Consider the following 25,842-nt stretch of genomic DNA (forward strand, 5'->3'; position numbering starts at 1 on the left):
GCCGTGACCGAACCGTGACGGGGGCGGCGGACCCGGTCGTGCCAGAGTTGCCCGCGTGAGGCATGACGTCGTGGTGGTCGGAGCGGGCATCGCCGGCCTGACCGCGGCCCGCGATCTCGCGGCCACCCACGAAGTGCTGGTGCTCGAGGGCTCGCCCCGGATCGGCGGCAAGCTGCGACGCGAGTCGGTGGCCGGGGTCCTCGTCGACGTCGGCGCCGAGGCGATGCTCAACCGCCGGCCCGAGGGCGTGGCACTGGCGCGCGACCTCGGCCTCGACGTGGTGCACCCGACGACCGCGACCTCGCGGATCTACTCGCGCGGCGAGCTGCGGCCGATGCCGCGATCGCTGATGGGCGTGCCCTTCGACCTCGACGAGCTGGCGGCGTCAGGGGTGCTGTCCGGGTCCGGCCTGGCCCGCGTGCGCGCCGAGACCGCGGTGGCCTTCGACGACGACGTCAGCGTCGGCGAGCTCGTGGCGACCAGGCTCGGTGACGAGGTCGTCGACCGCCTCGTCGAGCCGCTGCTGGGCGGTGTCTATGCCGGACGGGCCCACCGCATCTCGGCCGCGGCAGCGGTCCCACAGCTGCTGGCGATGGCTCGGCGTGGCTCGCTGCTGGACCAGGCAGCCGGGTTCCCGCGCAGCGACGTCCCCGTCTTCGCCGGGCTGCCGGGCGGGATGGGTCTGCTCCCGGCCGCGGTCGCCGCCGGTCTCGACGTCCGCCTCGACTCCACCGTGCGTGAGCTGCGCCGCGCCGGCGACGGCTGGGCCCTGACCGTCGGCTCGACGCACGCACCCGAGACCGTGCTCGCGCGGCACGTCGTGCTGGCGACACCGGCTGCATCCACGGCCAGGCTGCTGGCCGGGGTCGCGCCCGAGGCCGCCGTCGGCGTCGCGCGCATCGAGTCCGCCAGCGTGGCTGTCGTGACGCTCGCCCTCCCGTGCGAGGCCGTCACGCACCTTGGTGACCGGTCGGGCTTCCTGGTGCCGCCGGTCGAGCAGCGCGGGATCAAGGCCAGCACCTTCTCCTTCGCCAAGTGGGACTGGGTGCACGAGGCCGGCGGCGAGGTCGCGATCCTGCGGACCTCACTGGGTCGCGTGGGGGAGGAGACGACCCTGCAGGCGACCGACGACGAGCTGGTCGCGCGCTCGCTGGCCGAGCTCGCGGAGCTGGCCGGCGTCGTCGCCGTACCCATCGACACGCACGTGCAGCGGTGGGGCGGAGGCCTGCCGCAGTACGCCGTCGGCCACCTCGACCTGGTCGCGCGCGTGCGCTCCTCGCTGCCGCCCGGCCTGGCCGTCTGCGGCGCCTGGTGTGACGGAGTGGGCATCCCCGCGGTGATCGGGTCAGCCCATCGTGCGGCCGCCGAGGTCGCCCGGGCAGAATGAGCCGTATGGCGACGAAGGCAGCGAAGGCACGAGAGCTCAACGACACCATCCGCTACACGATGTGGTCGGTCTTCAAGCTGCGCGACGTGCTCGGCGCCGCCGACCGCGACACCGAGGCGTCCGAGGTGGAGGCGCTCTTCGCGTCGCAGGCCGAGGAGGACATCGTGGTGCGCGGGCTCTACGACGTCAGCGGCCTGCGCGCCGACGCCGACCTGATGGTCTGGTGGCACGCCGAGGACAGCGAGATGCTGCAGTCGGCCTACAACACGTTCCGCCGCACGACCTTCGGCGCGCGGCTGGAGCCCGTCTGGTCGCAGATGGCGCTGCACCGTCCCGCGGAGTTCAACAAGTCGCACATCCCCGCCTTCCTGGCCGACGAGGAGACGAAGGCGCACGTCTGCGTCTATCCCTTCGTGCGCTCCTACGAGTGGTACCTCCTCGACGACGGCGAGCGCCGCGCGATGCTCGCCGAGCACGGCAAGATGGCCCGCGACTACCCCGACGTCCGCGCCAACACGGTCGCGTCCTTCGCGCTCGGTGACTACGAGTGGATGCTGGCCTTCGAGGCCGACGAGCTGTACCGGATCGTCGACCTGATGCGCCACCTGCGCGGCTCCGAGACCCGTCGCCACGTGCGCGACGAGGTGCCGTTCTACACCGGCTCGCGGGTCTCGCCCGCGGAGCTGGTCGCCCGTCTGCCCTGACGCACGGTCGGCCGGGGACCCGGCATAGTGGACGCGTCACGTCCCTCGGCACGAAGGAACCAGCGATGCGCACCGATCGTCGTACTCCCATGACACGCACCGTCGTCGCGCTCGCCGCGCTGCTCGCCCTGTCCACGGCCGCCTGCAGCACCGAGGACGAGATGCGGGGCGTCGACCCCGCCGCCGGTTCCGACACCGCTGCGGCCGCTGAGCCGGGTGAGTTCCCGACCGCCGTGCCGGCCGCGAGCGGCACCGTCAGCACCGACGGCCTCGTCACCGTGCTCGACGACGGCGACGGTCCCGAGCTCTGCACGGCCGTGGCCGAGTCGCTGCCGCCGCAGTGCTCGGGCCCCCCGATCGCCGGCTGGGACTGGGCCGCCCACCCCGAGCACGAGGACCAGGCCGGGACGAAGTGGGGCTCCTTCGCCCTCACCGGAACCTTCGACGGCACCACGTTCGCGGTCACCGAGGCGACGCCCGCAGCGCTCTACGACCCGATGAGCCAGGCGCCCGAGCCGGAGCTCGACACACCGTGCCCGGCGCCCGCCGAGGGCTGGGGCGTCGTGGACCCGGCGAAGACCAGCCAGGAGGCGATGGACGCGACCTTCGCCGCGGCGTCCGCGCTGCCCGGCTACGCAGGATCCTGGATCGACCAGCCCCTCGACCCCGGCGTCGAGAACGGCGTCATGGACCTGAGCAAGGTGATCATCAACGTCGCCGTCACCGAGGACGTCGCGGGCGCCGACGCCAAGCTCCGTGAGACGTGGGGTGGCGCCCTGTGCGTCAGCGAGGCGGCGTACACGGAGACCGAGCTCAACGAGCTGGCGATGGAGCTGCAGAAGCTGCCCGGCGTCATCTCGTCCTCGGCCGCCGACGACGTCGTGCAGATCGGCGTGCTCTTCGACGACGGCTCGCTCCAGGAGTGGGCCGACTCGACGTACGGCGAGGGCCGGGTCGAGATCAGCTCGTCCCTGCTCCCGGCCAGCTGATGGCCAGCACCGTGCGGGGGACGGTGCTCGTGTGCGTCATGGCCGCGCTGGTGGCCGGGTGCGGCGACAAGGTTGCTCCTGTCGCCTCCCCGCCGGTGCGACCGACCGAGGTGCTGGCCGCGACCGGGCCGGTGACGACCTGGCGCACGACCGTCCTCGATGACGGTGACGGCCCCGAGCTCTGCCTCGGTGGGGTGGCGGAGTCACTGCCGCCCCAGTGCAGCGGACCGCCGGTGCTCGACTGGACCTGGGCTGATCACGCGGGTGCCTACGAGGAAGCCGACGGCGTGCGGTGGGGCGAGTTCACCCTCGTCGGCGACTGGGACGGCACGGCGTTCACGCCCACGGAGGTGGTCGCCGGCGGCGAGGTGCCCGAGATGCAGATGCCTGAGAGGACGCCGTGCTCCGAACCCGCCGGCGGCTGGACCGTCCTCGACCACGCCACGACCTCGGACACGGCGCGCGGCAAGCTGATGCGGGCTGCGGCCGTCCGCCCCGATCACGGACTGGTGTGGGTGGACCAGTCGATCAATCCGCGCTGGCAGGACTTCCTCGACGGCGAGGCCTCGCTCGAGATCGAGCAGGCCATGAACGACCCGGCCTTCACCATCGTCAATGTGGGCGTGACCGGCGACGTCGCGGCGGCCGAGGCCGAGCTGCGCCCTGTCTGGGGTGGGCCGCTGTGCGTCTACCAGGTGGCGAACACCGAGGCCGAGCTCCGCCGTGCCGCCGAGGACCTGAGGGACCTGCCGGGCTTCCTCGGCGGGGGCTATGGATCGGTCAACAACAAGGTCGAGCAGATGGTGATCTACGACGACGGTTCGATCCAGGCCTGGGTCGACCGGGAGTTCGGCTCCGGCGTGGTCGAGATCAGCTCTGCTCTGCGGCAGGTTTCAGGTTGAGCGAGATCGAGTTGATGCAGTAGCGGTCGCCGGTGGGCGTGCCGTAGCCGTCGGGGAAGACGTGCCCCAGGTGTGAGCCGCAGTTGGCGCAGCGCACCTCGACCCGGTCCATGCCGTGGGAGGTGTCCTTGATGTACTCGATCGTGTCGCTCAGCGGCTGGTAGAAGCTCGGCCAGCCGCAGCCGGAGTGGAACTTCGTGGTGCTCGTGAAGAGCTCGTGGCCGCAGGCCTTGCACGAGTAGGTGCCCTCGGTCTCGGTGTCCGTGTAGGTGCCCTTGAAGGCGGCTTCCGTGCCGGCCTGCCGCAGCACGGCGTATTCCTCGGGGCTGAGCTCGGCTCGCCACTGCTCGTCGGTCTTCTCCACCTCGTAGGCCATGCAGACCAAGTTACTCCCCTGTCCATGGGCCGGCTGGCACGCTGTCGGGATGGACACCACCCAGATCCGCCTGGCCCAGCGGCCCGTCGGTGAACCCGACGCCAGCACCTTCAGCACGGTCACCGAGGCCCTGCCCGACCTGCAGGACGGCCAGGTGGCGCTCGCGATCCGCTACCTCTCGCTCGATCCCTACATGCGCGGTCGCCTGAGCACCGCGAAGTCCTACGCTGATCCGGTCGAGATCGGTGACGTCATGGTGGGTGGGACCGTCGGTGAGGTGGTCGAGTCCCGCTTCGAGGGCCTGTCGCCGGGTGACGTCGTGCTGTCCTATTCCGGCTGGCAGACGGCCGCGATCGCCGAGGGCAACCAGGTCCGCAAGCTCGACCCGTCGGTCGCCCCCGTCACGACCGCCCTGGGTGTGCTGGGCATGCCGGGCTTCACCGCCTACGCCGGTCTCCTCGAGATCGGCCGCCCGCAGGAGGGTGAGACCGTCGTCGTGGCCGCGGCCACCGGACCGGTCGGCAGCGCAGTCGGCCAGATCGCCCGCATCAAGGGGGCCCGGGCGGTGGGCATCGCCGGCGGGCCGGACAAGGTGCGCGCCCTCACCGACGAGTTCGGCTTCGACGCGGCGCTCGATCACCGTGCCCCCGACTTCGTCGACCAGTTGAAGGCAGCGACCCCAGACGGCATCGACGTCTACTTCGAGAACGTCGGCGGCAGGGTCTTCGACGCCGTACGGCGACGCCTCAACACCTACGCACGGATCCCGGTCTGCGGGCTGGTCGCCAACTACAACCTGACGGCACCGCCGGAGGGGCCGGACCAGCTGGCCGGCCTCATGGGGCAGGTCCTCACCCGGAGCCTGACGATCCGCGGCTTCATCCAGTCCGAGTTCACCCGCAGCCACGGCCGCGACTTCGTCCGCGACATGGGGGAGTGGGTCGGCAGCGGCCGGGTGCGCTACCGCGAGGACGTCGTCGAGGGGCTGGAGAACGCGCCCGCCGCCTTCGCCGGGATGCTGCGCGGCGAGAACTTCGGCAAGCTCGTGATCAAGGTCTGAGGCGCCGCCAGGTCACGGTTCGGCCACGGCGCTCGGTCTTCCGGCCGCGAGCGGGCACGATCAGCGGATGGTCCGACGACTCGCGGCGACGACGTGCTGGATTGCGGTGCTGTTCGCGGCCGTCGGCTGTGGTGACCAGCGGTCAGTGGCGGACGCGGGCCCGGTGGAGCGGCCGACGGCTGTGCCGGGGGCGACTGGCATCGTGACCACCCGGCAGCCGGTCGTGGTCAGTGACGACGGGTCGGGTCCACAGCTCTGTTTCGGCTCCTATTCCTTCGGTGGCCCGCCTGACTGCTCGGACGCTGCCGTGCCGGGCTGGGACTGGACCGAGCACGCGGGCGCCTTCGAGGAGTCGAACGGTGTGCGCTGGGGCTCGTTCCTGCTGACGGGCACGTTCGACGGTGAGTCGTTCGAGCCGACCGATGTCGACCCGCCGTCGTCGTCGCCGTACACGCCGGACTTCTCGATCCCGTGCCCCGAGCCGGCAGGAGGCTGGCAGGTCGAGGACCCGGCCCGCGCGACCCGGGAGCAGCTGACGAGCTTGTCGAGTGTGGCCGAGGACCTGCCCGACCATGCGCTGACCGCCGTCAGCACGGTGGAGGGTGCCCCGGGGCCGCGGGACCCGGCCGAGACCGTGGTGACCGTCTACGTCGCTGGCGACCCGGCGGGTGCCGAGCGCGCACTGCGCGAGGTGTGGGGCGGGATGCTCTGCGTCACTGAGGTCGAGCACTCGCACGCCGACCTCGAGCGCATCCAGCAGTCGTTGATCGGCCTGCCGGGGATGCTCCAGGTCGGTTCCGGCAACCCCGACAACCAGGTGGAGCTGACGGTCTTCCACGACGACGGGCGCTACCAGCGCTGGGTGGACGCGGAGTACGGCGAGGGCGTGGTCGAGGTTACCTCGATCCTGCAACCGGTCGACTGAGCCCGCTAGCCTGACCGACATGGCAGCAGCGAAGCCGGTGATGGTGCAGGCCGGCGACCGTGAGGTCCGCGTCTCGTCGCCCGACCGCGTGATCTACGAGGCGACCGACATGACTCCCGAGGTCACCAAGGTGATGGTGGCGGAGTACTTCACGTCCGTGCAGGAGGGGCTCATGCGCGCGCTGCGGGACCGGCCGACGGCGCTGGAGCGGTGGACTTCCGGCGTGCGCCCGGGGATGAAGCTGGCCACCGGGCCGATGGACAAGGACGCCGACGCGTTCTACCAGAAGCGCGTGCCGAAGGGTGCTCCCGACTATCTCGAGTCGGTGGAGATCACCTTCCCCTCGGGGCGTACGGCGGAGGAGATCTGCCCGACGGAGATCGCGGTGCCGGTCTGGTGTGCCCACATGGGCACCCTCACCTTCCACCCCTGGCCGGTTCGCCGCGACGACGTCGACCACCCCGACGAACTGCGGATCGACCTCGACCCGCAGCCCGGGACCGACTTCGCCGACGCGGTCCGCGTGGCCGGTGCCGCGCGCGAGCTGCTGGCCGACCTCGGGATGACCGGCTATGCGAAGACGTCGGGCAACCGGGGCATCCACGTCTATGTCCGGATCGAGCCTCGCTGGGAGTTCAGCGCCGTACGCCACGCGGCGATCGCCTTCGGCCGCGAGCTGGAGAAGCGCGACTCCGGCGTGACGACGGCATGGTGGAAGGAGGAGCGCGGGGAGCGGATCTTCGTCGACTTCAACCAGAACACCCGCGACCGGACCATCGCCTCGGCCTACTCCCTGCGGCCGCTGCCGGGCGCGCCGGTCTCGACGCCGGTGTCGTGGGACGAGCTGGCGACGCTGACCTCGCCGAGCGGGCTCAACCTCTTCACTGTCCCGTCGCGGCTCGCCAACGACGGCGACCCGTGGGAGACGATCGACGACGAGCACTTCTCGCTCCAGCCGTTGCTGGACCTGTGGGACGCCAACCCGGTCGAGCTGAACTACCCGCCCGACCACCCGAAGATGCCCGGCGAGCCGCCGCGCGTCCAGCCGTCGAAGAAGGTCGCCGCCCACTGGGACGAGGACGGCAACCGCATTGCCGACTGACGACAACCGCGTCGCGCGCTTCGCCGGCGAGCCCCGGAAGGACGGGCCGGCCGGGGCGGAGCGCTGGATCGGCTACCTCGACTGGGCTCGCGGCGACCTCGTGGACAACGTCCTGTCGATGTCGTACGACGACCAGCGGACCTCGCAGGTGCCCTCGGCGTGGACACCGCTGGAGCTGCTGAGCCACGTGCTGCACATGGAGCAGCGCTGGTTCGTCTGGGGCTTCCTGGGCGAGCAGGTCGACGAGCCGTGGGGCGACTGGGACGCCGACGACCCCACCACGGCGGCGACCGCGCGGTGGGCCGTGGCCGACGACGAGACCGCCGAGTCGCTGGCGGCCCGGCTCGACGTGGTCGCCGAGCGCACTCGCGGCATCCTCCGCGACGTCCCGCTGGACGCGATCGCCGCGCCCGGGGGGCGCTTCGACGACGACCCGCCGACGCTCGAGTGGATCTGCTTCCACGTGCTGGCGGAGTACGCCCGCCACGCCGGGCAGCTCGACATCGTGGCGGAGCTGGCGGGCGACTAGGGGTCCGGACTGTGCTGGATCCTCGGCACCAGGCGGGGGACGATCCAGCACGGTCGATTGTCCACAGGCTGCGAGGTGCTGGCTTGGAGTGCCGACTGCGAGGGCATCAGCCCCGGATGAGCGTGGACGAAAAGATCGACGAGCTCCTTGCCAAACAGGACGGCGTCGTAGCGCGCTTCCAGGTGATCGAGGCAGGCGGCACGGACGACCTCATCGAGCGCATGATCCGGCGGCGGGAGTGGGTCCGGCTGCGACCTGGGATCTACCTCAACCACACCGGCGTCCCCACGTGGAACCAGCGTGCCTGGGCCGCGGTGCTCGCGGTGTGGCCGGCGGCGCTCAGCCGCGACTCCGCGCTGAGGGCCTGTGGCATGAAGCGGTGTGGCGTGAGTGAGGACGCGCCCGTGAGAGTGGCGATCGACAAGTCGCGTGGCGGACGGGCGCCGAGCGGAATCGTCGTCGAACGCCTCGCCCACTACGACGACTGGGTGCGCTCGACGACCTCCCCTCCCCGGGTCCGACTGGACCATGCGGTGCTCCAGGTGGCATCGAGCAGCAGCGAGGAGGATGCAGTCGCGGTGATCTCCGATGCGGTCTCCACGCGCCGTACGACTGCGGCCAGGCTGACCGCCGCCCTCGCCGACATGCCACGCCTGCCTGGGAGGGCATTCCTGGTGGGGGTCCTCGATGATGTCGGGGAGGGTGCTCATTCAGTCCTCGAGCAGCGCTACCTGCGCGACGTCGAGCGTGCCCACGGCCTTCCCGGCGGCGTGCGTCAGAGCACGTCCACGGTCGCGGGTCGACGGGCGATCCGCGACGTGGAGTATCCGGACTTCGACCTCTACGTCGAGCTCGACGGGCGGCTCGGGCACGAGGCGGCTGCCGATCGCTGGAAGGACCTCGAGCGCGACCTCGCCGCCGCTGCCTCCGCACGGCTGACCCTGCGGCCGGGCTGGCGTCAGGTGTTGGAGGCGTGCCGCCTGGCCACCACTCTCGTCGGGGTGCTGCAGGCGAGAGGCTGGGCGGGTACGCCGATGGCGTGCTCACCGACGTGTTCGACAGTGCTGGATCCTCGGCACCAGGCGGGGGACGATCCAGCACGGTCAGTGGAGCGATCGGTCGTGGACTAGCCTCGCCTGCGTGAGTCCCCACCTTCTCCTCGTCACCGGTTCCGGCCGGTCCGGCACGTCCAGCGTCGCGGGCGCGCTCAAGCGCCTGGGCCTGCACGTCCCCCAGCCGGAGGTGCCCGCGGACGAGAAGAACCCGCGCGGCTACTACGAGCCCGAGTGGGTGACCGAGTTCCACAAGCGCGTGCTCAACCCGGTGCCGGTGCGCACCATCGACACCCGGCCCACCGCCGGCGCGATCGCCGCCGAGGCGGGCAGCCGCCCCGAGGTCGAGGCCGAGCTCCGCGAGTGGCTGGGCGGCCAGCTCGACGCCGAGCAGATCCTCGTCAAGGACCCGCGTGCCTTCTGGATCCTGCCCGTGTGGACCCGCGTCGCCGCCGAGCTCGGCGCCTCGGTGAGCACGCTGACGATGCTGCGGCACCCCACCGAGGTGGTGCGCTCGCGCGACTCCGCCTACCTCACCGAGCAGACACCGACCTTCCGCCGCCAGCGCGAGACCGCCAACATCGCCGCCTGGGTCAACGCCGCCTTCGAGACCGAGCGCTCGACGCGCTCGCTCGACCGCGCCTTCGTGCGGTACGCCGACCTGCTGGCCGACTGGCGCACGGCCCTGCACCGCGCCGGGACGCAGGCGGGGCTGACCTACAACGCCGACCTGCGCACCGAGGCCCCGCACGAGGTCGACGACTTCATCGATGCCAAGCTCAACCGGTCGGCCATCTCCTGGGACGACATCGCGGTGCCCGCCCAGCTGCGTGACCTCGCCGAGCGCACGTGGCAGGCGATGAACACCCTGGTCGATTCACCCCACGACGAGGCGGCGATCGCCGACCTGGCCGGGCTGCAGGAGGAGTACGTCGAGCTGTTCGACTTCGCCGAGGCGATCGCGATGGACGCGACCACCGCGCGCGTGGCCGCGGGGCGCCGCGACGTACGCCGCAAGAAGGATGCGCAGCTCGACGAGCTGCGACTCGAGCTGGCGTCAGCGAGGGCCGAGACCAGCGAGCGCAAACCGTTCTGGCGTCGCTGACGTCCCCCAGATGTGCGTGACTCCGGTCACGATTTTTCGGTGGCAGGCGTGACCCGTGGTGTCGCTGTCGACGACTGTGGTCGTTGAGGCTCGGATCCGAGACAGTCGGGCCGCCTCGTGGTGTCCCCGGCGTAGCACGGATTGAGGACTCCCGTGTGGGCTTGTTAGCCTCCCCGGACTGCACTCGTTCTGCGGTGCCGTCGGACTGGGAGGTTGGCGGCGTCCGGCCAGGGATCTCGATGGGAACCGTGGTCGGCGAGGACGTGGGTCGAGCGCCCGAGTGGCGCGAGAGTGAACGGCCGGGGGGCCTGTGTGCGACAAGCCTCCCGCACGTACACCTCGGGAATCTGGAGTTTCCATGTCACCCCTCGCAACCCATCGAAAAGTCCTGCGCCCCCACCTGCTCAAGGTCCTCGTCGGCGCCCTCGCCTTCAGCGTCGTCGCCGGCCTGCCGCTCGTCCTGGGAGGCGCCGGCTCGCTGGCGCCCGTGTCGGCCACGAGCAGCTATGGCATCTGGTCCGACTCCGTCGAGCCCCCTGTGCCCGCTGTCGATGACCCCTCGAGCGTGACGCTCGGTGTCGAGTTCGCCAGCGACACCGGCGGTGTGGTCAAGGCGATCCAGTACTACGGCACGTCCGCCAACACCGGCCAGCACGTCGGTCAGCTCTGGGGACCCCGCGGCGGCCTGCTCGCCTCGGTGAAGTTCACCAACACCACGACCCGTGGCTGGCGGACCGCGCGGTTCACGAAGCCCGTGAAGATCCGCCCCGGCGTCCGCTACATCGCCTCCTACCGGGCCCCGAACGGTCGCCACGCGATCGACCGGGACAGCCTGGGCGGCGGCAGGACCGTCTCCACCAGGGACCTCACGGCCTTCCGCGGCACCTACCTCGCCGGCACCGGTCGTCCCACCCGCACGGTGAACGACTCGAACTACTTCGTGGACGTCGTCTTCAGGCCGCGCAAGGCGACCACGAAGACCTCGACGCCGACCCCCGCGCCCACCGCCACGACGTCGCCCACGGCGACCTCGACGCCCACCCCGACCACCTCGCCGACCGCGACGACGTCGCCGACCGCGATGACGTCGCCGACCGCGACGACGTCACCCACGGCGACCCAGCCCGCTGGCGGCTGCGTCCGGCCGGACGCGAGCAACACCGGGCACACCGGGACACCGACCGGCTACACCGGCAGCACGTTCGTGACCACGCCGGGCACCGTGATCGACGGCAAGACCATCACCGGCACCTTGACCATCGCTGCGCCCAACGTGACGATCCGCAACAGCCGCGTCACGGACCTGATCCTGGTCACCCGCAGCGGTACCGATGCCCTGATCAGCCATGTCTCCGCCGAAGGCGGGGTGGCGGTCTCGTCAGCCCATCGTGCAGTCGTCGAGTACACAGAACTCGGCAATGCGAACGGTGACGACAGCCTGCACGTCACCTCCGACGACGGGGTCTTCATCGACGGGGTCACGATCCGCAACAACTGGATCAACGGCCTGGTGATGGCCGAAGGGGCCCACTACGACGGGCTCCAGGTGCGCGGTGCGAAGAACGTGCTCGTCCAGTGCAACGACTTCGACCTCGGTGCCTGGCAGTTCGAGTACAACGCCGCGATCTACTTCGAGAACGACAACGGCGGCTACTCCGGCGCCCGCGTCATCGACAACTGGATCCTCGGCGGCGCGTTCAACCTGATGCTGGGTCACGCGTCCGGCGGCGGCGCCGTGCTCACGGGCAACCGCGTCGGCGGCGACTACCACTGGGACATCTGCCGCGCTGACAGTGCGGCCGCGAAGCCCGCGGTGCAGACCGGCAACACCTACCTCAACGGCGACCCGGTCGTCCCGTGCCCGTGACGGCCTGACCTGGGAGCACTGGCCCGCGGGTCAGTGCTCCCAGGGGGCGGCGAGCGGGAAGTAGTCCTCGAGGAAGTCCGCGAGCATCGCGTCGACGGCCTCGGCATCGACCGCGAAGTCGTGGTGGTCGCCGACGCAGAAGAAGTCGTGGTCGCGGGCCCTCAGCTGCTTGAGCTGCCGCTCGACGCGCGCGTTGCTGAGGTCGACGAACGCGTGCTCGGCGGTGGCTGCGAAGGCGCGGCCGGTGAGCAGGCCGTAGTGCTGCGCCAGGCTGGACAGCAGTGAGACGTCGCTGCTACTGCGGAAGGGGGCGCGCGCCGTACGCGCCAACGCCTCGGGGAAGCGCTCCTCGATCTCGGTGAGCACCGAGACCCGCTGCGGGTGGGGCGAGTGCGCCATCACCTGGGTGATCTCGACGCCGAACGCCTCCTCGAGGAGAGCCCGGTTGTTGGCGGCGGCGGTCAGGAACGGCTTGTCGGCGGCTCCCGGGAGCCCGATCGTGGTGGTTCCGACGAAGGCCGCAGCGGCGCCGCCGGGGGAGAAGAACTGCTCGGGTCGCGTCGGTCGCCCGAGGAAGACGTCGTCGTTGACGTAGACGAAGTGCTCGGCCAGGCCGGCGATCTTGTGCAGCGAGGTCTCGATCGCCTGCGAGTTGAAGGTCGGCAACGCGTCGGCCGGGAGAATGTCGCGGTGGTCGACCAGCGTGATGCGCGGGTCGTCCTTCAACCAACCCGGGCGCTGGCCGGCGGTGACCACGAAGACCTGGCGCACCCACGGTGCGAAGAGGTGGAGGCTGCGCAGCGAGTAGCGCAGCTCGTCACGACTGCGGAACCTCGCCTGCCCGGCCGACTCCTTGCGGGCATCGGCGCCCTCGCGGGCGACGCGAGCGGCGTTCCACTCGGGGTCGTCGCCGTCGACCCAGGTGTAGACCGCGTCGATCGGGAAGGCCACGTCGAAGGGAGTCGGCGCCGCCATCAGCTGCAGCGTCGGCACGGTGACACCCGCGACGGCGACCTGCGTGGTGGGCGTGCCCGGCGGGACCTGCTGCGTCCAGCGGTTGGGTCGCGGGGCGACGAGGGTGCCGTCGGGGAGCCGGTCCCAGAACTCGATCTCGACCCCGGCGTCCTCGCCGAGGTAGGAGCGCCGGCCCTCGCTGCGCGGCCAGGGCTCGAGCACGACCCGGTTGGGCGCCGCGTTGTGGAGTACGGCGACGAGGTCACGAGCAGGCAGGCGGCGCACGGGCCAGCCGCGATCGCCGGGATCGAGCAGCGAGAAGTGGTCGGGCACCTCGGCGAGCGCGGCCAGGACCGCGGACCGGTGTGGCGCCGGCACGACGACGGTCGGTGCGGGGCGGTCGTGGGTCGGGATGACGAACCAGCCCTCGCCGGCGCGGTCCGCGGCGCCGATCGCCAGGCGGAGCGCCTCCGCGCGGGCCTCGATCGGGGTGATCGCCGGGACCTTGATCGGCACCCCCTCGCGGGTGAACGGGGCTGCGGTGGTGGGTGCGGCGACGTCGGACCCGACGACCCGGGTGAAGAGCGCCTCCCACTCCGCGGCGATCGCGTCGGCGTCGTAGCGCCGCGAGGCCGCGAGCGCGCCCTCGCCGAGGCGTGCCAGGAGGTCGGGGTCGCTGGCCAGCGAGTGCAGCGCGGCAGCGAGCCCGGCCTTGGCGCCGGCTCCGACGAGGAGCCCGCTGACGTCGTGCTCGACGAGCTCGCGCGGGCCCGAGGGACAGTCGTAGGTGACGACGGGGACGCCCGCCGACATCGCCTCCTGGGCGACGAGCGGGAAGCCCTCGGTCTTCGACGACATCGCGCAGATCGCGGCCTGCGCCCATTCGGGTGCCATGTCCGCGACGGCGCCGGGGAGCTCGACCCGGTCGGCGAGGCCAGCCTTGGCGGCGTGCGCGATGAGCTCCGGTCGCAGCGGGCCGTCGCCCAGGATGCGCAGCCGCCAGCCGGGGAGGTCGCCCGCGACCTGCTCGAAGGCACGCAGCAGGTGGATGAACTGCTTCTCCGGCACGATCCGGCCGGCCGTGACGATCGTCCGCGACGTCAGGTCGGAGCGGGGCTGCGGGGCGACGGGCAGCGGGTTGGGCATGACGACGATCTCGGGCGCGACGGTGCCGAGCTCGGCGCGCAGCCAGTCGGCGGTCGAGCGGGTGAGCAGCGCGACCGCGGCGACACGCGGCGCGAAGGCGAGCAGCGGCTCCATGCCGCCGACGCGGTCGGCCGAGGAGCGGTGCTCCTGGTGGAGCACCTTCGTGCCGGCCGGCAGGAGCTGCACGGCCGCGGCCATCAGGGCCGGCGTGACGGTGACGACGAGGTCCACGTCCAGGTCGGCCAGCGCGGACATCCCCTCGTCGGTCAGCTCGGAGAACTGGCCGTCCCACCGCTTCGGCACCAGGCGCGAGGGGCGCTTGGCGCGGGGGTCGTCACCCCGGGCGTCGACCAGGTGGTCGACCCCGACCGCGGGGTCGATCGGGTAGTGCGGGGAGTCGGCGCTGCGGGTGACGGAGACGAGGCGTACGTCGACGTTCCCCCGTCGCGCGAGCGCGTTGGCCTGCGTGATGGCCGACCTCGACGTACCGCCCATGCCGTCCAGGTTGAACACGAGGAACGCCACCGACAGGAGGCTGGAGCGGCGCAGGGCGAACTTCACGCCGCAACCCTAGGGCGTCAGAATCCGGAGACGCCCTCGCCGCCGCCGGCCTGCTCGTCGAAGTTCTCCTGCTCGAGCAGGTGCAGCACCGGGACGCCGAGCTTGCGGCGCGCGCGGGAGGTCCAGTCGACGTGGAAGAACTCGGCGACGAGGTGGGGTCTCGTCAGCACGATGACCTCACGGGCGTCGACCTCGCTCACCTTGGCGACCAGCGCGTCGACCGGCGGCTCGGAGGTCACGGCGCCGGTGGCCCGGCCCCCGGCGGTCTCGATCGACTTCAGGGTGGTGGCGAGGTCCTTCGCGGAGCGGTCGCGACACTCCTCGCGCACCGCCTCGAGATCGACGTCGCTCATCACCATCGCCGGCGCGGCCATCACGTCGCCCGCGCCGAGCGTGCCGAGCGAGGCCTCGATCCGCGCCGACGCGTCCTCGAGGGGGAGGAGGACGTGGTAGACGACCTGGTCCTCGATGTCGCTGTGCAGCGAACGCACCTGCGTCGCGTCACCCGCGGACATGGCTGCCTCGACCAGCAGGACCACGTCGTAGGTGCCGACGCCATCGTTGATGTTGTCACTCATTGTCATCGCCCCTTGCTCCATTGTCGGCCCCACTCAAGACTCTAGCGAGGTCATAGCTCACCGGCTCCTCGAGCTGTTCGTAGCCGCACGACTCCGGGTCGCGGTCGTCGCGCCAGCGCTTGAACTGGGCGGTGTGGCGGAAGCGCCGGCCCTCCATGTGGTCGTACTTCACCTCCAGCACACGCTCGGGACGCAGCGGCGTGAAGCCGAGGTCCTTGCCCGCGCTCCAGCGGCTCTGGGTGCCCGGGACGCGGTCGGGATTGGCGGTGAGGAACTCGCTCCACCTGCCCCACGGGTGCTCCTCGATCGGGCACACCAGCGGCTGCAGCTCCTCGATCAGCTCGGCCCGCCTGGCCGCCGTGAAGCTCGCGCTGACGCCGATGTGCTGCAGCTCGCCATCGGCGTACAACCCGAGGAGGAGGCTGCCGAGCAAGGGCTTCTCGGGCGTGGAGGTCTTGTGCTCGCGGTAGCCCGCGACGACGACGTCGGCGGTGCGCTCGTGCTTGATCTTCAACATCGTGCGGGCATTCGGTTCGTACGGCGCCCGCAGGGGCTTCGCCATGACGCCGTCGAGCCCGGCGCCCTCGAAGTCCTCGAACCACTGCTCGGCCTCCTGCGGATCGCGGGTCGTCCGGGTCAGGAAGCACGGGCCGGTCAGTCCGTGCAGCGCCTCGGTCATCGCCTGTCGCCGCCCCTCGAAGGGCCGGTCGAGGAAGGACTGGTCGCCGAGTGCGAGCAGGTCGAAGGCGACGAAGCCCGCGGGAGTCTTCTCCGCGAGCATGTCGACGCGGCTCTTGGCCGGGTGGATGCGCTCCTGCAGCACCTCGAACTCGAGGCGGTCACCGATCGCGACGAAGAGCTCGCCGTCGAGCACGATCCGCTCGGGGAGCTGCTCCTTGATCGCGGCCACGACCTCGGGGAAGTAGCGCGTCAGCGGCTTGGTGTTGCGGCTGGTGAGCTCGACCTCGTCGCCGTCGCGGAAGACCAGGCAGCGGAAGCCGTCCCACTTCGGCTCGAAGGAGTAGTCGCCGGAGGTGGGCACGCCCTTGACGGACTTGGCGAGCATCGGCTGGACGGGTGGCATCACGGGCAGGTCCACGTGCTCGACCCTAGTCCCGTCGAGCCTCGCGATCCGTCATACGAACCCGCACCGATGGATGCAGGTTCGTATGACGGATCCTGCGGCCTTAGGCTTGGCGCCACATTCCCCGGTTGGTCTGCCGGCAGGGCCCGCCTGACTTTGAATCAGGATTAGCGACGATGGTTCGACTCCATCCCGGGGAGCAAGTAGTTGCAGGTCAGCGCGGTGTGCGCCGACCCGGACCGAGCCGAGCCAGCCCGCTGGCTCCTGAGCACGTCGGCAGAGTGATGTCCAGCGGTGATCAGTTTTCACCCACTGGCAAGCGCGTCCGCAGTGAGGAGCTTGCTTGCTCGGCGCCGCTGCGGGGCTGTTACCAAACGAACGTGATCCCGTATGCGGTGCTCTCCCTACACCAGTAGGTCCAGATCAGAGGCAGCCCTGATCCGCGCCCACCCGCGCCATGCCGGTGAGGTCACCGGCACCGAAGTTGTGGTTGAGGAACGACGAACTGCCGAACATGACCTGCTCGGCCCCCTTCGCGTGGCCGAGTCCCAGAGCGTGCAGCTGCTCGTGCAGCATCACTTGGCCCCAGGTGGTGGAGCCGGAGGTGTCGTAGCCCTGCCTCAGGCTGTGGCCGTTGTCCAGGACGACGTAGCCGCGCACGAACCTGTAGCCGACGTCGCTCCCGGGCGCGGTCTCCTTGACGGACCCGCCTCCGAGGCCGACGACTCCGCCGGCGAGGTCCGGGACCTGGGCTTCGTTGGCCCAACCGACCGCGATGTCGACATCGGTCGGGTATGCCGTGCCCGTCTTCTCCACGTGCTCCGTCTCACCCACGTAGCTGAACGTGAGGCCGGTGTGCTGCGCGATGCGCGCGAACGCTTCCTGCACGTGCGCCTGCGCGTCCGGGTAGCCGCCGCTCGGGTTGTAGGCCCAGCGGATAGCCGCACAAGGGTTCCACCGTGCACCGCCACGGTTCGCGAAGAGGTACGACCAGTCATCCGGACTGCCGCGGGGTACGTCGGCTTCGTCGTCTGGGGGCGGCTCGGGTGCAGGCACGACTGCCTCGGGGGCGGCTACCTCGGGGGCGGCTACCTCGATACGAAACCTGCCTGTCTTGGCCGCGGCCAGGCCCTGAGCGCGGGGAGCGCGCACCTGGAAGGTCCGCACGCTGGGAGTAGAGCCCGCCGAGATCGTGAAGCGGAAGGATCCCGAGCGGAGGCTGGCGCGCTTGGCCAGCCGCCTCCAGCCTTGGGGCGTGGCCTCGAGGAGACGGACCGGGCGCGCTCGGGCGATGCTTCGGGACCGGGCCTTGACGACACCGATGATCTGGATCCTGGCGTCGCTGTGCACAACGTCGGGGGCAGAAGCGGTGATCGCGCGCGCCCGGCCAGGGAGGGCTGCTCGTGCCCCGGTGGACAGGATCGAGTCCCGATACTCCACAGTGCGGAATGGTGCAGGGTCCGCGCGCAAGTCGGTTGCCGTGGCCTTGGGGTCGACGCCGGCGCCGATCGTGCCCAGGGACAACACAAGGGCGATGATCGCGAGCGTACTCAGGGATTGCCGGGCGAGTGGGGACAGCTTCATGGTGTGGGTCTCTTTCGGGGTCCGGCCGGGGCAGGGGCCAGCTCGGGACGGGGGAGGTCATCGGGCGCTCATCGGCCGTGGCACCGGGAAGATGCGGCCGTGGCCGCTCGTTCGGTCGGCGTTATTGGTAGACGCGGACCCAGTCGACCTGGGCGGTCTGGCTCATCCGGTCAGGTGTCAGGTGTCGCAGTTCGTAGTCCGAGGTCAGCATCGAGAGGATGAGGAAGGCCGGCTCATGGCTGATCGCCCTGGTCTCCCGGTAGAACTCGGCACCGTCGACGCGGAAGACGTACTCGCTCGGCGTCCACTCCACCGAGAACACATGGAATGAGTCCCACCATGTGTCGCCGGCCGGCTTCATCGCCGCGGTCTCCTTGAACACGTCGCCGTACTTGGTGAACTGCCCGCCCGGTGTGCACTCGTGGAGGAAGGAACCGACCGCGTTCGCCGCTCGGGGAGACTCACCGAAGAACTCCATGACGTCGACCTCGATGTCACAGGGCGGGAGGAGCAGGAAATCGGGCAGCATCCAGAAGCCCGAGTGCATGCCCTTGCCCCTTTGAAGCTTCATCCGGGCGGCTGCGAACCCGTACTTGAACGCGAACGACGTCTCGGTGGCGACCTGGGAGTTGGTCAGGTAGGGAGTCGAGCCGGAACCGTAGGCGGAGGTGTACCCGCACGACTGGCCGGGCCGCGTCTGGTCGTAGCCGACACCGAGATGCAGAACGCCGCCGGAGACGTGGCGGGTCGCGGAGTCGTCGCGAGCGCAGGTGCGTTGGCCGTCGGGATTGTTCTCGCGGGGCTGATCGCTCCACACGGCGGTGTTGAGCGCGGTGCCCGAGAACGTCTCCTCGAAGATTGGCTTCCAGATGCGCGGCGCGACGGTGCTGGTGGTCTCGGGTGCCAGGCCTTCGACCGAGGAGATGGCGGTCGCCCGGTAGGTGGCCGTGTCCGGGACGGAGAAGACTGCGGTGCCCGCGGGGTCCTGGGCGCCGGCCTGCACGGTGACCCACCGGTCGCCGGTGAGGCGCTCAAGGTGGACCACACGGCCGGGGCGCGCGGGGCTGAAGCGAGCCACAACCTGGGCGGCGTCGACGGGGTCGGCGGGCGTCGGCCCTTGCTGGGCAATCGGCGGGAGCGCCGTCAGCTGGGAGGACTGCCCGTGGACATCGACGTCCACCGGCTTGGTGACGATGGACTTCAGGCCCCGGGACCTGGGGTTGACCTTGTGTCGAGGAGCGCGCACGCGCAGGCTGGTGGGCCCATCGAGGACGACGTTCTTGAAGGCGAAGTCTCCGACCCGCGTGGACTTCTTGGTTGCGATGGTGACGTAGCGCCCGCCACGGAGCTCCTGGAGCTTCACGGTGCGCCGTACCTTGGAAGCCAGGTGCCCGGTGAGCTCGAAGCCGGACCCCGCGACGGGGACGACCATCGGCGGACGCAACCGGCCGTAGGCAGCTCCCGCAGGTGCCGTCGTGGTGACTGTCAACGCGGTGGCGAGCGGTGTTACCGCCGCCAGGACGAGCGAGTAGGCAAGCAGGGCGCGCAGCCGGGTCACGATTCAGTTACCTCATCCGAGAAGTTCGGACGACCCGCGATGGCCGCCCGAGTCAGGCAGGCTGAGTAAAGCCGCCCTGGACCAGACCATCGCTCGTACCGTGGGGTAATGGCCCGATCCGACCCCCGGTGCGTGCCAGTCGGGCCATTTCGCACGCTGGAAAGTGGCTCCATCGGAACCCGGGGCCACCACATCGGGTGGTGCGTGCCAATTCATCCACGAGTCGGCAAAACTGGTGTAGGCGCCGCCCGCCTACCCGGGGAGCAAGGTGTTGCAGCTCAGCGCGGCCGGTCATCGGTCGCAACAACTGATCACCCTGCCGCGTCCTACGAGGGTCACCACCCGGAAATGACCGCCCACGGAGGCCTGATGCGCAAGACCACGACCGCTCTCACCGGACTGACCGGCCTCCTCCTGCCCGTCGCGGCCGTCGGAGCGCTGAGCGTGATGGCACCCGCGCAGGCAGCAGGCGAGACGTGTGACGGTCGCGCGGCCACGATCGTCGTCACGGCCAACCCCGGGTCCTACCGGACCGACCCCGTGGTCGGCACCCCCGGAGACGACGTGATCGTGGGGACGGAGTTCTTCGACACCATCGACGGGGCGGGCGGCAACGACATCATCTGCGGGTTCGGGGGCGAGGACCATCTCATCGGCGGGGCGGGCGACGACCGACTGTTCGGCGGCCTCGACCGGAACTACGAGTACGACGACTCTCCCTACGTGGGGGACCTGCTCGTCCCCGGTCCGGGCAACGACCACGTCGACCTCGGCGTCGACCTGGACTCGCTCAGGTTGTGCGACTGCTACACCTACATGACCCCGGACCGGGTGTCCTACGCGGACTCGGCGACCGGAGTGAAGGTCAACCTCGCCACCGGCCTGGCGGCTGGTGAAGGACACGACACCATCGTCGGAGACGGGCACTTCGGTGTGATCGGGTCAGCGTTCGACGACCATCTCATCGGCACCGATGGGCCCAACGACATCGAGGCCGGAGCCGGGGCAGACAGGGTGGACGCGGGTGGCGGGGACAACTGGGTCTACGTCGATGCACCCCCCACCAGGCGCGAGCTCAACGGCACCGCTCTCGACGGCACTCCACCCGTGGACTCGGGAGACATCCTCGACGCAGGCGACGGACTCGACCACATCAGCTTTGCTGGTGGGGACGTCATCAACGCCGGGGCCGGGAACGACGTGGTGCACGGCGAGAGCAACGCGCGCGGGTCAGTGCATGGCGGGAACGGCCGCGACGAGATCTACGTGACTGGGACCGGGTCCATGGCAGTGCGTGGAGGTGCCGGGAAGGACCGTATCAACGCCACCTACACGCGTCAGGGCCGCTACGTCCTCGACGGCGGCAGCGGGCGGGACAACATGTACGTCCGTATTGCACCGGGCGTTCCTGCCGGACGGATCACCATCGACCTGCCCAGGCGTCGCATCAGCGTCGCCGGGCACAAGCCCTCCGTGCGACTCTCCGGAGTGGAGTCGCTGGCTGTGCTCGGTCAGGGACGCAAGACGTCCGGCCTCACCTTCATCGGAAGCAACCGGGTCGACACCTTCGCTGCTTGGCGCGTCGCGTTCTCGGTGCGGGCCTACGGCCGGGGCGGGAACGACAACCTGTCCGGCGGCTACGGCAAGGACCTCCTCGACGGCGGCAGCGGGCGGGACACTCTCGACGGCAGTCGTGGGCGCGACCGATGCGTGAACGGTGAGAAGACCACTGGCTGCGAGGTACGGCGCTAGGCAGGTCGCGCGCGGCAACGACTGCCCACCAGGCTGACGCGACCGCAGGTGTCGCAGCGGGTGCCCTAGCCTCGTCCACCAACGCAGGAACCCTGGTTCAGCCTGGTGATCCGGGGAGCAAGGTCTCAGGCGTCGTAGTCGACGCTGACCGACGGTGTGGTCGGGCGGGACTGGCAGGTCAGCACGTAGCCCTCCTCCACGACGGCGGGTGACAGCGCGAAGTTCTGCTCCATCGCGACCGAGCCCAGCACGACCTTCGCGCGGCAGGTGCCGCAGGCTCCGCCCAGGCAGGCGTACGGCGCATCCAACCCGGCCTTCAGGGCCGACTCGAGCACGGTGTCCCCGGCGTCCAGCTCGACCTCGTGCTGGCCTCCGCGCAGGCTGATGGAGACCGTGGCCGGCTCGAAGCCGTCGGTCACCGACGCCGTCTGGTAGCCGTGGAAGAGCTCGACGTGCACGCGGTCCGGCTCGGCGCCGTGCTCGAGGAGGAGTCCGTGCAGGTCGCCCACCATCTCGACGGGGCCGCACAGGAACCACTCATCGACGTCGGCCATGGCGAGGTCGGAGGCGAGCCACGCCTCCAGCCTCGGGCGGTCGATCCGGCCACGGAGGTCTGCCGGGTGCCGCGGGTCGCGCGAGCGCACGTGGATGATCCGCAACCGGTCGGCATAGCGCGCCTCCAGGTCGTCCAGCTCCGCGCGGAACATCGTGCTGTCGGCATCCCGGTTGCCGTAGACCAGCGTGAAGCGGCTCTCGGTCTCGACGGCGAGGGTCGTCTGCAGGATCGACAGCACCGGGGTGATGCCGCTGCCCGCGACGACGGCGACGTAATTCTTCGTGGCGAGGGGGTCGAGCGCCGTACCGAACGAACCGGTGGGCGTCATCAGGTCGAGGCTGTCGCCGGCCCGGAGCTGCTCCATCGCGAAGGTGGAGAAGGCGCCGCCGGGGATGTGCTTGACGGCGATCGCCAGCGTGCCGGAGGTGGCCGATGAGCAGATGGAGTAGTTGCGGCGGACGTCCTCGCCACCGAGATCGGTGCGGACGCTGATGTGCTGGCCGGGCTCGAAGGAGAACTGCTCGCTCAGCTCGTCGGGCACGTCGAAGCGGATCAGCACGCTGTCGTCGGTCAGCCGGTCGACGCCGGCGACCCGGACCGGGTGCAGCTTCGCGGCGTGGGCCGACGAGCGCTTCGGCATGCGGACCGGGAGGAGCCGGGCCAGCTTGCCGTTGAGTTGCTTCCAGTCGCGGTACTCGTCCGCGTCGAGCTGCTGGCCGAACACGGTGCCGATCGCGGCGTCCCGCTCGAGGTAGGCCTCCTCGTTGCGCCGCCAGGCCGCGACGTAGCGGTGGAACGGGATCGAGGGGTGCAGGTGGTGGACGAGGTGGTAGTTCTGGGAGAGGAGCAGGGGCGTGAGGATCCACTCGGACCCGACCCGGTTGCGGGTGGCGCGGTAGCGGTTCTCCTGCTGGGTGTCCTCGAGGTCGTGGTGCGGCAGCCAGTCGAACCACCACGCCAGGACGAACATGGCGACCCGTTCGGGGATCAGGTAGACCACGGCCAGCGTCCACAGGTGTCCGGTCACCGCGCAGGCGACGATCACGGCACCGCTGAGCACGAGCAGGGCCGCGGTCTCCAGCACCTCGGCCCGTGGCCGACGGCGCACGTTGCGCACCAGGAAGGCGAGGTAGGGCACGTCCATCAGGGCGAAGCGGACGGGCACCTGCCAGAGCGGCGCACCGCTGACGAAGTGGTCGGGGTCGTTGTCCTCGTCGTTGGTGTTGCGGTGGTGCTCGATGTGGATGAACGCGAACGACTTGAACGAGATCAGCGGTGACACGAAGAACATCGCGACCCGGCCGAAGGCCACGTTGACCCAGCGGCGGGTGCTCACGGAGTAGTGCGCGGCGTCGTGCAGCACGGTGAACAGCACGAAGATCGCGGTTGCGCTGAGCAGGACCGTCGCCAGGGTGGGGAGCCGGTCGGTCAGTGCCGCCCACGTGGACAGCGTGAAGACCGTGAGGGCACCGGTGAAGATGGCGACGATGGGCAAGGAGATCGACGGGACCCGCTCGCCGGGATCGGGAAGCGCGTGCCGCGGGGCCGTGGGTCGGGCTGTGGTTGCTGACATGCTCCGCAACCTAGGAACTGCGGACGGCTCCCGCCAGTGGTGCCGGGCCCACCTGCATGTGCGGGCCGCACATGCCGGTCAGGGGTGGGCGGGTGCCGGACCGAGCACCACAGGGCCGAGCATCTCAACCATCGCCAGCGCGGCATGGAGCTCGGCGACGCGCTCGGTCGCGGGCCGACCCCGGCGTTCCTCGGCCCGGCGCAGGCGCTGCAGGACGGTGTTGCGGTGCACGCCGAGCGCCTCGGCCGCGGCGGCCAGCCCACCCTGGGCGTCCAGCACCGCCAGTACGGCCCGCCGTTCCTCCTCCTCCCGTCGCCCCTGGGCCGCGAGCGCACCGAGCTCGGACGCGACGAAGCCGCGAGCGAGGTCGAGGTCGCCGCTCATCGTGTCCACGAGGGCGATCTCGGCGTACGGCGTGACCGGGGCTGCGAGGTCGGCGAGCTCGGCGATGCGCTGGCCGCGCAGCGCCTGCGCGTGGGAGTCGCGGAACCCGCCGGGACCCTGCGCCGGCGTGCCGATGCAGACCCGCACCGTCGGGGGGAGTCGGTCGGCCAGCCGCGCGACGCCTTCCCGCGACAGGTCGGGAGCCTGCGTGGTCGACACCCAGCCCCACAGCGCCTGGACACCGTCGGGGACGAGCAGTGGGTGCGGCGCTCCGAAGTGGGCCCCGACCGTTGCTCCGACGCGCGCGAGGTCGGTGTCGTCGCGCTCGGTCCAGCAGACGAAGCCGGTCTGCCAGCCGGTGAGCCGGTGGGACAGGACGCGCTCGGCCTGGCCGAGGTCCGTCCGGTCACCGGCGATCAGGGCGCGGACCGCGTCGGTGCGGGCGGCGCGGGCCCGGTTCTGGATGCGGTCCAGCTCGGCGACGTACTCGGAGGCGACCTCGCTGGAGATGCGGTCGGTGTAGGCGAAGGCGAAGCGCTGCAGGTCGGCCACCACGGCCAGGGCGACCGCCGGGTCGGGCACGAAGCTGGTGACCCCGGTCAGGATGCGCTCGGTGAAGTAGGCGTGGCCGATCCGGTAGAAGCGCAGCATGACGTCGACGCTGTAGCCGCGGGCCGCCATGGCGCGCGCGTGCTCGAGGGCGGTGACCGGCGCCGTCGCGGCGCTCGCGTCGATGCCGTGGCGGATCATCGACAGCGCTGCCTCGAGGTTGGACGAGCACGACCCGAGCGTCAGGCCTCGCAGGTCGTCGTCGGCGCCGGCCTCGGGGATCCGGTCGAGGATGTGCTCGAGCATGTCGTCGGCGTACGACGACACGTCCGCCAGCAGTCCGGCGGCCGTGCGGCGCAGCTCGCTCAGCACGGGCTCGGGCAGGCCTGCCGACTCAGCCGCTCGTGCATCCATGGCCGGAGACTAGCGAGGCCCTCGCGGGCGACGGTCCGCCCGACCGAGGTCGAAGGTGAGCCGGTCGGGGTTCACGTAGTCGTCGGGGTCGCGCAGCATCCGCAGCTCCGGCGCCCCGGAAGGCAGGGCCGCGAGGGCCTCGCGCAGCCGGGACTCGTAGGTGCTCGCCGGGGACGAGGCGGGTGGCAGCCAGTTGTCGTGGTGACCGGGCACGAACAGGCGCGGACGGAGCGTCTCGACGTACCACATCGGATCGCGGAGACCGTTGGTGTACTGCCCGAAGCCCTGGATGGAACCGAGGTGCACGTCCGGGCGGCGCCACCGACCCAGCACGCGCCGCGCGGTCGGCGCCTTGGAGTGCAGGGGACCGCTGGAGTCGTGCCACACGAGCGAGAAGTCCCCGATCCGGAACCGGTAGGCCAGCGCCCCGCCCTCCTGGTCGCCCTGGTGGAGCACCGTGTCGAGCACGTCGGTCACGGTCGGCGGGTGCTCGAGGCACGCCATGAGGTCGGGGGCGGGGAGCAGCGGGTCGGCGCCGCTCGCGGGCGCCTCCGGGGCCGAGTGGACGTGCTTGACCACGTTGACCCGCACCGGTCCGAAGGTGAGGGAGGACGTCGCACCCTCCGGTGCGGCGACCGGCAGCACCGGTGCGGTCCGGGCCACGCCGCCGCTCTGGGCGTGGACCTGCGCGCAGTGCTCGGCGGTGCCGACGACCAGCGCGCCGGTGGCCGCGCCGATGGCCGGAGCATCTGCAGCGTGGTCGAAGTGGCCGTGGCCGATGAACACGTGTGACGGCCGCAGCGCGACCAGGTCGTCGACGTCGGCGGGGACGTAGCCGGAGTAGGTGCCCTGCGGGACCCAGGCGTCGAGCAGCACGACGCGTCCACCGATCGCCATCGCGAAGTTGCTGACGCCGAACCAGGACAGCACCACCCGGTCGCGACGCAGGTGGCCGCGGGCATCGACGTTGGCGGGACCGAAGAACCGCCGTCGAGCGGCGATCGTCTCGTGCGGATGCCGGCGCGGACCGTCGAGTGCGAACGCTGCGGATCGCGGCGTCAGCGCCAGGGCTGCGGCCGCGGCCAGCGCCGTACGGCGAGCAATGGTGACCAAGGTGGTCCTCCTCTCCCGCTGTCAACGACAAGGGGTCA

General features: G+C 70.8%; 21 protein-coding genes and 1 tRNA gene. 13 read left to right on the forward strand and 9 right to left on the reverse strand.

What is annotated here, in order from left to right:
* Positions 1–55 precede the first annotated feature (55 nt).
* From hemG to C9J87_RS02170, 4 genes are all read left to right on the forward strand, one after another.
* Positions 56–1,387, forward strand: a complete 1,332-nt coding sequence (gene hemG, locus C9J87_RS02155; protein WP_198016859.1) for a protoporphyrinogen oxidase — start codon at positions 56–58, stop codon at positions 1,385–1,387.
* Positions 1,388–1,392: 5 nt separating this feature from the next.
* Positions 1,393–2,091, forward strand: coding sequence for a hydrogen peroxide-dependent heme synthase (gene hemQ / locus C9J87_RS02160; RefSeq protein ID WP_010834048.1), 699 nt, complete (start codon positions 1,393–1,395; stop codon positions 2,089–2,091).
* An 89-nt stretch (positions 2,092–2,180) separates the two neighbouring features.
* Complete coding sequence (locus C9J87_RS02165; protein WP_051204234.1) at positions 2,181–3,080, forward strand: hypothetical protein; 900 nt, start codon at positions 2,181–2,183, stop codon at positions 3,078–3,080.
* The gene (locus C9J87_RS02170) at positions 3,014–3,982 is read left to right on the forward strand and encodes a hypothetical protein (RefSeq protein ID WP_157953093.1); all 969 of its coding nucleotides are present in this window, start codon (positions 3,014–3,016) and stop codon (positions 3,980–3,982) included. Before C9J87_RS02165 ends, C9J87_RS02170 begins: the two co-directional genes overlap by 67 nt.
* On the opposite strand, the gene msrB is transcribed toward C9J87_RS02170, so the two are convergent.
* Positions 3,951–4,358, reverse strand: coding sequence for a peptide-methionine (R)-S-oxide reductase MsrB (gene msrB, locus C9J87_RS02175; RefSeq protein ID WP_010834045.1), 408 nt, complete (start codon positions 4,356–4,358; stop codon positions 3,951–3,953). The genes C9J87_RS02170 and msrB overlap by 32 nt on opposite strands.
* 49 nt (positions 4,359–4,407) lie before the next feature.
* Here msrB and C9J87_RS02180 point away from each other — a divergent pair, with 49 nt between their 5' ends.
* The 7 genes from C9J87_RS02180 to C9J87_RS02210 all read left to right on the forward strand — a co-directional run bounded on the left by C9J87_RS02180 (position 4,408) and on the right by C9J87_RS02210 (position 11,998).
* Entirely contained in the window at positions 4,408–5,418 is a 1,011-nt protein-coding gene (locus C9J87_RS02180) for an NADP-dependent oxidoreductase (RefSeq protein ID WP_010834044.1), read from the forward strand.
* A gap of 67 nt (positions 5,419–5,485) precedes the next feature.
* Complete coding sequence (locus C9J87_RS02185) at positions 5,486–6,343, forward strand: hypothetical protein (protein ID WP_107704596.1); 858 nt, start codon at positions 5,486–5,488, stop codon at positions 6,341–6,343.
* Between the two features lie 19 nt (positions 6,344–6,362).
* The gene (locus C9J87_RS02190) at positions 6,363–7,445 is read left to right on the forward strand and encodes a DNA polymerase domain-containing protein (protein ID WP_010834042.1); all 1,083 of its coding nucleotides are present in this window, start codon (positions 6,363–6,365) and stop codon (positions 7,443–7,445) included.
* Positions 7,435–7,974: a mycothiol transferase gene (locus C9J87_RS02195; protein WP_107704597.1), complete on the forward strand. Its 540-nt coding sequence runs from the start codon at positions 7,435–7,437 to the stop codon at positions 7,972–7,974. The genes C9J87_RS02190 and C9J87_RS02195 overlap by 11 nt, the downstream gene beginning before the upstream one ends.
* Positions 7,975–8,090: 116 nt before the next feature.
* Positions 8,091–9,104 carry a type IV toxin-antitoxin system AbiEi family antitoxin domain-containing protein gene (locus C9J87_RS02200; protein WP_198652220.1) on the forward strand — a complete coding sequence of 338 codons (1,014 nt, stop codon included), beginning with the start codon at positions 8,091–8,093 and terminating at the stop codon, positions 9,102–9,104.
* A gap of 10 nt (positions 9,105–9,114) precedes the next feature.
* Positions 9,115–10,131: a sulfotransferase family protein gene (locus tag C9J87_RS02205; protein WP_107704598.1), complete on the forward strand. Its 1,017-nt coding sequence runs from the start codon at positions 9,115–9,117 to the stop codon at positions 10,129–10,131.
* A gap of 358 nt (positions 10,132–10,489) precedes the next feature.
* Entirely contained in the window at positions 10,490–11,998 is a 1,509-nt protein-coding gene (locus C9J87_RS02210) for a DUF4082 domain-containing protein (RefSeq protein WP_107704599.1), read from the forward strand.
* 30 nt (positions 11,999–12,028) lie between these two features.
* Here the strand turns inward: C9J87_RS02210 and C9J87_RS02215 are convergent, their stop codons facing one another.
* The 3 genes from C9J87_RS02215 to C9J87_RS02225 are packed head-to-tail and all read right to left on the reverse strand — an operon-like array spanning position 12,029 to position 16,336.
* Positions 12,029–14,659, reverse strand: a complete 2,631-nt coding sequence (locus tag C9J87_RS02215) for a stealth conserved region 3 domain-containing protein (protein WP_107704600.1) — start codon at positions 14,657–14,659, stop codon at positions 12,029–12,031.
* A 17-nt stretch (positions 14,660–14,676) separates the two neighbouring features.
* The gene (locus C9J87_RS02220) at positions 14,677–15,237 is read right to left on the reverse strand and encodes a hypothetical protein (RefSeq protein ID WP_051204233.1); all 561 of its coding nucleotides are present in this window, start codon (positions 15,235–15,237) and stop codon (positions 14,677–14,679) included.
* Positions 15,230–16,336, reverse strand: coding sequence for an ATP-dependent DNA ligase (locus C9J87_RS02225; RefSeq protein WP_198652222.1), 1,107 nt, complete (start codon positions 16,334–16,336; stop codon positions 15,230–15,232). The genes C9J87_RS02220 and C9J87_RS02225 overlap by 8 nt, the downstream gene beginning before the upstream one ends.
* Before the next feature lie 106 nt (positions 16,337–16,442).
* Between C9J87_RS02225 and C9J87_RS02230 the strand changes: the two genes are divergently transcribed.
* A tRNA-Gln gene (locus C9J87_RS02230) sits at positions 16,443–16,521 on the forward strand.
* 223 nt (positions 16,522–16,744) lie between these two features.
* On the opposite strand, the gene C9J87_RS19570 is transcribed toward C9J87_RS02230, so the two are convergent.
* Both C9J87_RS19570 and C9J87_RS02240 read right to left on the reverse strand, forming a co-directional pair.
* The gene (locus C9J87_RS19570; RefSeq protein WP_157953094.1) at positions 16,745–17,761 is read right to left on the reverse strand and encodes a matrixin family metalloprotease; all 1,017 of its coding nucleotides are present in this window, start codon (positions 17,759–17,761) and stop codon (positions 16,745–16,747) included.
* Between the two features lie 265 nt (positions 17,762–18,026).
* Positions 18,027–19,463 carry a glycoside hydrolase family 16 protein gene (locus C9J87_RS02240; RefSeq protein WP_107704602.1) on the reverse strand — a complete coding sequence of 479 codons (1,437 nt, stop codon included), beginning with the start codon at positions 19,461–19,463 and terminating at the stop codon, positions 18,027–18,029.
* A 348-nt stretch (positions 19,464–19,811) separates the two neighbouring features.
* Between C9J87_RS02240 and C9J87_RS02245 the strand changes: the two genes are divergently transcribed.
* Entirely contained in the window at positions 19,812–21,215 is a 1,404-nt protein-coding gene (locus tag C9J87_RS02245; protein ID WP_198652224.1) for a calcium-binding protein, read from the forward strand.
* Between the two features lie 125 nt (positions 21,216–21,340).
* On the opposite strand, the gene C9J87_RS02250 is transcribed toward C9J87_RS02245, so the two are convergent.
* The 3 genes from C9J87_RS02250 to C9J87_RS02260 all read right to left on the reverse strand — a co-directional run bounded on the left by C9J87_RS02250 (position 21,341) and on the right by C9J87_RS02260 (position 25,804).
* On the reverse strand, positions 21,341–23,344 hold the full coding sequence (locus C9J87_RS02250; protein ID WP_107704604.1) for a fatty acid desaturase: 2,004 nt from the start codon (positions 23,342–23,344) through the stop codon (positions 21,341–21,343).
* A 78-nt stretch (positions 23,345–23,422) separates the two neighbouring features.
* Positions 23,423–24,691 carry a helix-turn-helix domain-containing protein gene (locus tag C9J87_RS02255; protein ID WP_107704605.1) on the reverse strand — a complete coding sequence of 423 codons (1,269 nt, stop codon included), beginning with the start codon at positions 24,689–24,691 and terminating at the stop codon, positions 23,423–23,425.
* A gap of 9 nt (positions 24,692–24,700) precedes the next feature.
* Entirely contained in the window at positions 24,701–25,804 is a 1,104-nt protein-coding gene (locus C9J87_RS02260; RefSeq protein WP_107704606.1) for an MBL fold metallo-hydrolase, read from the reverse strand.
* Between the last annotated feature and the right edge of the window lie 38 nt (positions 25,805–25,842).

It is taken from the genome of Nocardioides allogilvus, assembly GCF_003047285.1.
Lineage (GTDB): Bacteria > Actinomycetota > Actinomycetes > Propionibacteriales > Nocardioidaceae > Nocardioides > Nocardioides allogilvus.

Bases quoted from the DNA above. Each gene is read 5' to 3' on its own strand.
- C9J87_RS02200 (WP_198652220.1), top strand. From the start codon at position 8,091: ATGAGCGTGGACGAAAAGATCGACGAGCTCCTTGCCAAACAGGACGGC.
- C9J87_RS02180 (WP_010834044.1), top strand. From the start codon at position 4,408: ATGGACACCACCCAGATCCGCCTGGCCCAGCGGCCCGTCGGTGAACCC.
- C9J87_RS02220 (WP_051204233.1), bottom strand. From the start codon at position 15,237: ATGAGTGACAACATCAACGATGGCGTCGGCACCTACGACGTGGTCCTG.
- C9J87_RS02250 (WP_107704604.1), bottom strand. From the start codon at position 23,344: ATGTCAGCAACCACAGCCCGACCCACGGCCCCGCGGCACGCGCTTCCC.
- C9J87_RS02185 (WP_107704596.1), top strand. From the start codon at position 5,486: ATGGTCCGACGACTCGCGGCGACGACGTGCTGGATTGCGGTGCTGTTC.
- C9J87_RS02245 (WP_198652224.1), top strand. From the start codon at position 19,812: ATGACCGCCCACGGAGGCCTGATGCGCAAGACCACGACCGCTCTCACC.
- hemQ (WP_010834048.1), top strand. From the start codon at position 1,393: ATGGCGACGAAGGCAGCGAAGGCACGAGAGCTCAACGACACCATCCGC.
- C9J87_RS02255 (WP_107704605.1), bottom strand. From the start codon at position 24,691: ATGGATGCACGAGCGGCTGAGTCGGCAGGCCTGCCCGAGCCCGTGCTG.
- C9J87_RS02165 (WP_051204234.1), top strand. From the start codon at position 2,181: ATGACACGCACCGTCGTCGCGCTCGCCGCGCTGCTCGCCCTGTCCACG.
- msrB (WP_010834045.1), bottom strand. From the start codon at position 4,358: ATGGCCTACGAGGTGGAGAAGACCGACGAGCAGTGGCGAGCCGAGCTC.
- C9J87_RS02210 (WP_107704599.1), top strand. From the start codon at position 10,490: ATGTCACCCCTCGCAACCCATCGAAAAGTCCTGCGCCCCCACCTGCTC.
- C9J87_RS02190 (WP_010834042.1), top strand. From the start codon at position 6,363: ATGGCAGCAGCGAAGCCGGTGATGGTGCAGGCCGGCGACCGTGAGGTC.